Origin of the sequence: Pseudomonas sp. K5002, assembly GCF_013386655.1 — a bacterium.
Lineage (GTDB): Bacteria > Pseudomonadota > Gammaproteobacteria > Pseudomonadales > Pseudomonadaceae > Aquipseudomonas.
In genome coordinates this window covers 859-7,644 of the sequence record NZ_JACARK010000195.1, presented here as the reverse complement: position 1 = coordinate 7,644, position 6,786 = coordinate 859, and the positions used below count along the sequence as shown (strand labels likewise).

The following is a 6,786-nucleotide window of genomic DNA, read 5'->3' as shown; positions in this document are numbered from 1 at the left end:
TCCCAAGCCGTGGCACACGGTATTTCGCGCGCCGGTGTTTTTTGCCGCCGAGGAAGACCGTCTGGAATTTGCGGCCCGGGACTTTGACAGCCACCTGGACGATGCCAACCCCGAGTTGGCCGAGCACAATGAAACCGTGCTCAAGCGCACCCTGGCGCAACTGCGGCCGCTGACCTGGGAACGCAAGGTGCGTTCGGCCATTGAGGCGCAGTTGCCTGACGGTGAGCCGAGCGCCGAGCGCATCGCCCAGGCGTTGCATCTGAGCTTGCGCAGCTTGCAGCGGCATCTGGCGGATGAGGGCTGCCGGTTTGATGCGCTGCTGAACGAATGCCGGGAGAACCTCGCGCTGCTGCATCTGCGGGATCCCGAGTGTTCGCTGGCGGAGATCAGTCATTTGCTGGGGTTTGCCGATACCAGCAGCTTCAACCGGGCGTTCAAGCGCTGGACCGGGATCACGCCGGGGCAGTTTCGGGATGGGTTGAGGTAGCTGGAGTTGCGGCGGCTGCGAGGGCCTCTTCGCGAGCAAGCCCGCTCCCACATTTGACCGCATTCCAAAGGATGTACTCGGCCAAATGTGGGAGCGGGCTTGCTCGCGAAAGCGGTCGATCAAACACCCCAAAAGCCAGTGGCAGTCAGCGCCCGCGATCCCGCCGCAACACCTTCTTCACCCGCGCCACCAACGCCCGGGCTTCAAACGGCTTGAGCAAATAATCATCCTCATGCAATTCCAGCCCACGCAGCCGATCTTCAATCCCGTCAGGCGTGGTCAAAAACAACATCGGCGTCTCACCCTTCAACCGGATCGCCTGCTGCAGCTTCCAGGCATTCAGCCCCGGCAGCATCACATCCAGGATCACCAGGTCGTATTCGGTGCTTTCCACAAAGCGCAGGGCCGCCATGCCATTGGCCGCCACCTCCACCGTGTAGCTGGCCTCTTCAAGACTGCGGCCCATCGCCTCGGCCGCCTCTGACTCGTGTTCCACTAGCAGGACGCGCATAACACACCTCGAATAATCGTGAACGCAGGCTACCACCCTCAGGCATGCGCCGCCTCGCGCAAACGTTGCGGGTCGAGGATTTCGATCTCGCCATAGCCCAGGCGCACGATGCCCTGGCCTTGCAGGTCCTTGAGCAACGCATTGGTGGTCTGGCGCGACAGGCTCAGCATCGCGGCCAGGTCTTCCTGGGGCAGTTGCAGCACCTGCCGGGCCTGCTCGATGTCGCCATAGCCCTCGGCGATCATCAGCAGGCGGTGCGCCACCCGCACCGACGCCGGCATCAGGCTCAATTGCTCGATATTGATAAAGGTCAGGCGCAGTTTCTGGCTCATCAACAGGGCCATGTCGCGCCAGTAACGCGGAGTCTGTTCAAGAATGTGCAGCAACGCCGGCTGCGGTACCTGCAGCAACGTACACGGCCCGACGGCGCAGGCATCGTGGGTGCGGGGCAACCCGTCGAACAATGAGATTTCGCCGAACCAGTATGGCAACTCCGCCAGGCTCAACACTGCCTCCTTGCCCTGCTCGTTCACCGCGCTGATGCGCAGGGAGCCTTCCAGCACCGCATACAACCCACACGGCGGATCGCCGCGCTTGAACAGGTATTGCCCCGCCGTCAGCTGCCGCAACCTGGCGCTGGCCAGCAAGCTATTCTGTAGATCAGCAGGCAGATGGCTGTACCAGTGACCGGTGGCCAGCCGTGGGTGCCATTTCTCTACATCCATGCGAACTCCGAAGATTGTCGGCCAGTTGACAGTGTGTCGTGGGCCTACAGGGCATGATCAAACATCCTACAGGAGGAACAACAATGAAAAGCCTCGTCGACCATCTCAGTCAATACGCCGCCTACCACCGCGACCCGCGCAATATCGCCAGCCACTTTATCGGCATCCCGCTGATTGTGGTGGCCGTGGCCGTGCTGCTGTCACGCCCCGAATGGACGGTGGCCGGGCTGTGGCTGTCGCCCGCGGTGGTAGTGGCGCTGCTTTCGGCATGGTTCTACCTGCGCCTGGAACTGGCGCTCGGCGTGCTGATGACGGTGCTGATGGGCCTGTCGGTGTGGGCCGGGCATGTGCTGGCGGCGCAAAGCACGCTGGTGTGGCTGAGCAGCGGCATCGGCATGTTCGTGGTGGGCTGGGTGATCCAGTTTGTGGGGCATTACTACGAGGGGCGCAAGCCGGCGTTTGTCGATGACGTGTCCGGGTTGATCGTGGGGCCGTTGTTTGTGGTGGCGGAGTTGGCGTTCCTGGTGGGGCTGCGGCATGACCTGAAGCGGCAGATTGAAGAGCGCTCGGGGCCCGTGGCCGTGCGGCACAAGAACGCCACGGCCTGAGCAACACTGGAGATCCAAATGTGGGAGCGGGCTTGCTCGCGAAAGCGGAGTGTCAGTCACCGGATGTACCGACTGAACCACCGCATTCGCGAGCAAGCCCGCTCCCACATGGGTTTTGCGGCGCTTTTAGGCTTTTTGCCAGACCTTGGGCTTGAAGAACAACGTCTCACCCCGCGCCAGGCCGGTCAGGCTGTCATGGTCTTTCACCACTTCAGCCTCGATCAACTCGCTCTGGCCTTCGACCTTTAGGGTCACCCGGGTGGTCGCGCCAAGCGGGCGAATATCACGCACTTCAGCCGCGTGGTGGTCTTCCAGTTCATGGCGCGACAGCGACACTTCATGCGGGCGGAACAGCACGTGCTTGTCTTCCCCCAAATGCAGGCGGTTGGAGTCCCCGAGGAAGTGATAAACAAAATCACTGGCCGGGTTTTCGTAGACTTCGCCCGGTGAGCCAATCTGCTCGATCACGCCCTTGTTCATCACCACGATGCGGTCCGCCACTTCCATGGCTTCTTCCTGGTCGTGGGTCACGAACACCGAGGTCAGGTTGATGTCTTCGTGCAGGCGCGCCAGCCAGCGGCGCAGTTCTTTACGGACCTTGGCATCGAGGGCGCCGAAGGGTTCATCCAGCAGCAGCACTTTCGGCTCTACCGCCAGGGCGCGCGCCAGGGCGATACGCTGGCGCTGGCCGCCGGAGAGTTGTTCCGGGTAGCGATCCGACAACCAGTCAAGCTGCACCATGTTCAGCAGCTCGTGGACTTTCACGGCGATCTGGCTTTCGGTGGGGCGCTGGTTTTTCGGTTTCATCCGCAGGCCGAACGCCACGTTGTCGAACACGGTCATGTGGCGGAACAGCGCGTAGTGCTGGAACACAAAGCCGACGTTGCGATCACGCACGTCGTGGCCGGAGACGTCTTCACCATGGAACACGATGTTGCCGGCATCCGGGGTTTCGAGACCGGCGATGATCCGCAGCAGGGTGGTCTTGCCACAGCCGGACGGGCCCAGCAACGCCACCAGCTCGCCACTCTGGATGTCCAGATTGATGCTGTTCAGGGCCTTGAAGGCGTTGAAATTCTTGCTGACATTACGGACTTCGATCGACATGACTTATTCCTCACCAGCACTTTTGCGCAGGCGGTTGATACGGTTCTCGCTCCACTGCTTGAGCAGCAGGATGAAGAGCGCCAGGATCAGCAACAGGCTCGCGACGGCAAACGCGGCGACGTGGTTGTATTCGTTGTAGAGGATCTCGACGTGCAGCGGCAAGGTGTTGGTCACGCCGCGAATGTGGCCGGACACCACCGACACCGCACCGAACTCACCCATGGCCCGCGCGGTACACAGCACCACGCCGTAGATCAGGCCCCACTTGATGTTCGGCACGGTGACATGCCAGAACATCTGCCAGCCGTTGGCGCCCAGCAGGCGCGCGGCCTCTTCTTCCTGGGTGCCCTGCTCCTGCATCAGCGGGATCAGCTCACGGGCCACGAATGGCACGGTGACGAAGATGGTCGCCAGCACGATGCCCGGCAAGGCGAACACGATCTGGATGTCATGGTCTTGCAGCCACGGGCCAAAGAAGCCCTGGGCGCCGAACATCAACACGTAGACCAGGCCGGCGATCACCGGCGATACCGAGAACGGCAGGTCGATCAGGGTCACCAGGATACTTTTGCCACGGAACGAGTACTTGCTCACGCACCAGGCGGCGCTGACGCCGAACACCACGTTGAGCGGTACCGAAATCACCACGGCGATCACCGTGAGTTTCAATGCCGACAGCGCGTCCGGCTCAAGGATCGCGGTGAAGAACGCACCCAGGCCATTCTTCAGGCCCTGGGACACCACGATAAACAGCGGCAGCAACAAAAATAGGAAGAACACCAGCCAGCCAAGGCTGATCAGGATGCGTCGGGACACCGCACTGCCACGACGGGCAGCGTTGGCCGAGGACGCGGCGGAAATAGACGATTGGGACATGTTCCGCGCCTCCTTATGGGTGTTCGATGCGCCGCTGCAGCAAGTTGATCAGCAGCAGCAGGACAAAGGAAACCACCAGCATCAGCACACCGATGGACGTGGCGCCGTGGTAGTCGTATTGGTCGAGCTTGACCATGATCAGCAACGGCAGGATCTCGGTTTTCATCGGCATGTTGCCGGCGATGAAGATCACCGAACCGTACTCACCGACACCTCGTGCAAACGCCAAGGCGAAGCCGGTCAACCAGGCAGGCAGCAGCGCCGGTACCAGGATGTAGCGGAACACTTGCAGGGGCTTGGCGCCGAGACAGGCGGCGGCTTCTTCGATTTCCCGGGGGATATCGGCCAACACCGGCTGCACGGTACGCACCACGAATGGCAGCGTGACGAAGGTCAGCGCGAGGGTGATGCCCAGGGGGGTGTAGGCGATCTTGAAGCCCAGGTCGGCGGCGAACTGGCCTACCAAGCCAGTGGGCGTGTACAGCGCGGTGAGTGCAATACCGGCGACGGCGGTGGGCAGGGCGAACGGCAAGTCGATCATCGCATCGATGATCTTGCGCCCGGGGAAGGTGTAGCGCACCAGTACCCATGCCAGCAGGGTACCGATCACGCCGTTGATGATCGCGGCATACAACGCAGTGCCGAAGCTCAGTTTCAACGCCGCCAGCACACGCGGTGCGGAGATGATGTTCCAGAACTGATCCCAGGTGAGTTGAGCGGCATGTACAAACATCGCCGCAAGGGGGATGAGTACGATCAGGCTGAGGTACACCACGGTGTAGCCCAGCGTCAGCCCGAAGCCGGGTATGACGGGGGAGATACGACGCGACATAAGAGTCCTTGGTTAGCGGGTAGATACCACTGTAGGAGCGAGCTTCTGTGGGAGCTGGCTTGCCTGCGATGCCGGCACCTCGGTGTATCAGTTACACCGAGGTGATGCTATCGCGGGCAAGCCCGGCTCCCACAGAAAGCTGGCTCCTACAGTTTGATTTTGCTTACTGCGCCGAGTAGATCTGGTCGAACACGCCACCGTCATTGAAGAATTTCGGTTGGGCAGTTTTCCAGCCGCCGAAGTCTTTGTCGATAGTCACCAGGTCCAGTTTCGGGAACTGCTGGGCGTATTTGGCGGCGACTTTCTCATCGCGTGGGCGGTAGAAGTTCTTCGCCGCAATCTCCTGGCCAGCCGGGCTGTACAGGTGCTTGAGGTACTCGGTGGCGATCTCGGTATTGCCCTTTTTCTCAGCGTTCTTGTCGACCACGGCCACTGGCGGCTCGGCGAGGATCGACAGCGAAGGTACAACGATGTCGAACTTGTCGGCGCCGCCGTCTTCCTTCAGGGCCAGGAAGGCTTCGTTTTCCCAGGCCAGCAACACGTCACCCTGACCGTTGTTGACGAAAGTGATGGTCGAACCGCGCGCGCCGGTGTCGAGGATCGGCACGTGCTTGAACAGCTCTTTCACGTATTCCTGGGCCTTGGCTTCGCTGCCACCGGCTTTCAGGCCGTAGGCCCAGGCGGCGAGGAAGTTCCAGCGGGCGCCGCCGGAGGTTTTCGGGTTCGGGGTGATCACCGACACGTCTTTCTTGATCAGGTCGCCCCAATCCTTGATGCCTTTAGGGTTGCCCTTGCGTACCAGGAACACGATGGTCGAGGTGTACGGGGTGCTGGCGTCCGGCAGGCGGGTTTGCCAGTTTTCCGGCAGGGTCTTGCCCAGTTTTGCGATTTCGTCGATGTCGCCGGCCAGGGCCAGGGTCACGACGTCGGCGCGCAGGCCGTCGATTACCGCGCGGCCCTGCTTGCCCGAACCACCGTGGGATTGCTGGATCTTGACGTTGTCACCCGGGTGCGACTGCTTCCAGAAGCTGGTGAATTCAGCGTTGTAGTCCTGGTAGAGCTCGCGGGTGGGGTCGTAAGACACGTTGAGCAGTTCGTAATCCTTGGCAACAGCGGAACCGGCAAACACGGCACTGGCCAGTGCTGCCAGGGCATAACGGCGAATCGACGACATAGAAGGCTCCTGAAATTCTTGGGTGTTGGCTTTTTTCTTATAGTTGCGGGTCTTGCAATCGAATCGCCGGTGTTGCTCAGCTCGGTTTGTTGCCCGGGTTCTGCAAACGGAATTTCTCTTTGCGTTCGATTTGTACTACCTGGGCGTTGTGCACAGTGATTTCCACCGCGCCAAACCGCAGATCGCGCAGGGCGCTCTGGATCTCGCGCAAAATGGCTGCTTCGTCCTGGCCGTCAACGCTACGTAGAGATGCGCTCATGGTCGTGCTCCTGAAATGAGAAGTGCCTCGCAGTGGCGGCACTGCTTGCGGCGTGAGGGCGATAGTAGATAAGCGCGGATATTCTTAAAAATACTATTTAAGAATGTTTATATAACCAGAAAGAATTTTCTGATGGGACGAGGGGTTGCGAGGGGTTTGGCGGGACGACCCGTGAAATAAAGCCGTGTGGAGATCCAAATGTGGGAG

At 60.8% G+C, this 6,786-nt stretch carries 9 protein-coding genes; 2 read left to right on the top strand and 7 right to left on the bottom strand.

Annotated elements, in window-relative coordinates:
- On the top strand, positions 1-487 hold a 487-nt coding region (locus HX846_RS10965), incomplete at its 5' end, for a helix-turn-helix transcriptional regulator (RefSeq protein ID WP_178965385.1).
- 145 nt (positions 488-632) lie between these two features.
- Here HX846_RS10965 and HX846_RS10960 read toward each other — a convergent pair.
- Positions 633-998: a response regulator gene (locus tag HX846_RS10960; protein ID WP_003218132.1), complete on the bottom strand. Its 366-nt coding sequence runs from the start codon at positions 996-998 to the stop codon at positions 633-635.
- Positions 999-1,036: 38 nt separating this feature from the next.
- Positions 1,037-1,723: a Crp/Fnr family transcriptional regulator gene (locus HX846_RS10955; RefSeq protein WP_003218134.1), complete on the bottom strand. Its 687-nt coding sequence runs from the start codon at positions 1,721-1,723 to the stop codon at positions 1,037-1,039.
- 83 nt (positions 1,724-1,806) lie between these two features.
- Here HX846_RS10955 and HX846_RS10950 point away from each other — a divergent pair, with 83 nt between their 5' ends.
- The gene (locus tag HX846_RS10950; protein WP_003218136.1) at positions 1,807-2,331 is read left to right on the top strand and encodes a DUF962 domain-containing protein; all 525 of its coding nucleotides are present in this window, start codon (positions 1,807-1,809) and stop codon (positions 2,329-2,331) included.
- 126 nt (positions 2,332-2,457) lie between these two features.
- Here the strand turns inward: HX846_RS10950 and HX846_RS10945 are convergent, their stop codons facing one another.
- The 5 genes from HX846_RS10945 to oscA all read right to left on the bottom strand — a co-directional run bounded on the left by HX846_RS10945 (position 2,458) and on the right by oscA (position 6,579).
- Positions 2,458-3,438 (bottom strand): sulfate/molybdate ABC transporter ATP-binding protein, encoded by a 981-nt coding sequence (locus tag HX846_RS10945; RefSeq protein ID WP_003218138.1) that lies wholly within the window; start codon positions 3,436-3,438, stop codon positions 2,458-2,460.
- A 3-nt stretch (positions 3,439-3,441) separates the two neighbouring features.
- Positions 3,442-4,314 (bottom strand): sulfate ABC transporter permease subunit CysW, encoded by an 873-nt coding sequence (cysW, locus tag HX846_RS10940; RefSeq protein WP_003218139.1) that lies wholly within the window; start codon positions 4,312-4,314, stop codon positions 3,442-3,444.
- 13 nt (positions 4,315-4,327) lie between these two features.
- Positions 4,328-5,146 (bottom strand): sulfate ABC transporter permease subunit CysT, encoded by an 819-nt coding sequence (cysT, locus tag HX846_RS10935; protein ID WP_003218141.1) that lies wholly within the window; start codon positions 5,144-5,146, stop codon positions 4,328-4,330.
- A 163-nt stretch (positions 5,147-5,309) separates the two neighbouring features.
- The gene (locus tag HX846_RS10930; RefSeq protein ID WP_003218143.1) at positions 5,310-6,320 is read right to left on the bottom strand and encodes a sulfate ABC transporter substrate-binding protein; all 1,011 of its coding nucleotides are present in this window, start codon (positions 6,318-6,320) and stop codon (positions 5,310-5,312) included.
- A 76-nt stretch (positions 6,321-6,396) separates the two neighbouring features.
- On the bottom strand, positions 6,397-6,579 hold the full coding sequence (gene oscA / locus HX846_RS10925; RefSeq protein WP_003170956.1) for a sulfur starvation response protein OscA: 183 nt from the start codon (positions 6,577-6,579) through the stop codon (positions 6,397-6,399).
- Positions 6,580-6,786 lie beyond the last annotated feature (207 nt).

Coding starts and splice junctions, on each gene's coding strand:
- HX846_RS10960 (WP_003218132.1), bottom strand. CDS start 998: ATGCGCGTCCTGCTAGTGGAACACGAGTCAGAGGCGGCCGAGGCGATG.
- HX846_RS10955 (WP_003218134.1), bottom strand. CDS start 1,723: ATGGATGTAGAGAAATGGCACCCACGGCTGGCCACCGGTCACTGGTAC.
- HX846_RS10950 (WP_003218136.1), top strand. CDS start 1,807: ATGAAAAGCCTCGTCGACCATCTCAGTCAATACGCCGCCTACCACCGC.
- HX846_RS10945 (WP_003218138.1), bottom strand. CDS start 3,438: ATGTCGATCGAAGTCCGTAATGTCAGCAAGAATTTCAACGCCTTCAAG.
- cysW (WP_003218139.1), bottom strand. CDS start 4,314: ATGTCCCAATCGTCTATTTCCGCCGCGTCCTCGGCCAACGCTGCCCGT.
- cysT (WP_003218141.1), bottom strand. CDS start 5,146: ATGTCGCGTCGTATCTCCCCCGTCATACCCGGCTTCGGGCTGACGCTG.
- HX846_RS10930 (WP_003218143.1), bottom strand. CDS start 6,320: ATGTCGTCGATTCGCCGTTATGCCCTGGCAGCACTGGCCAGTGCCGTG.
- oscA (WP_003170956.1), bottom strand. CDS start 6,579: ATGAGCGCATCTCTACGTAGCGTTGACGGCCAGGACGAAGCAGCCATT.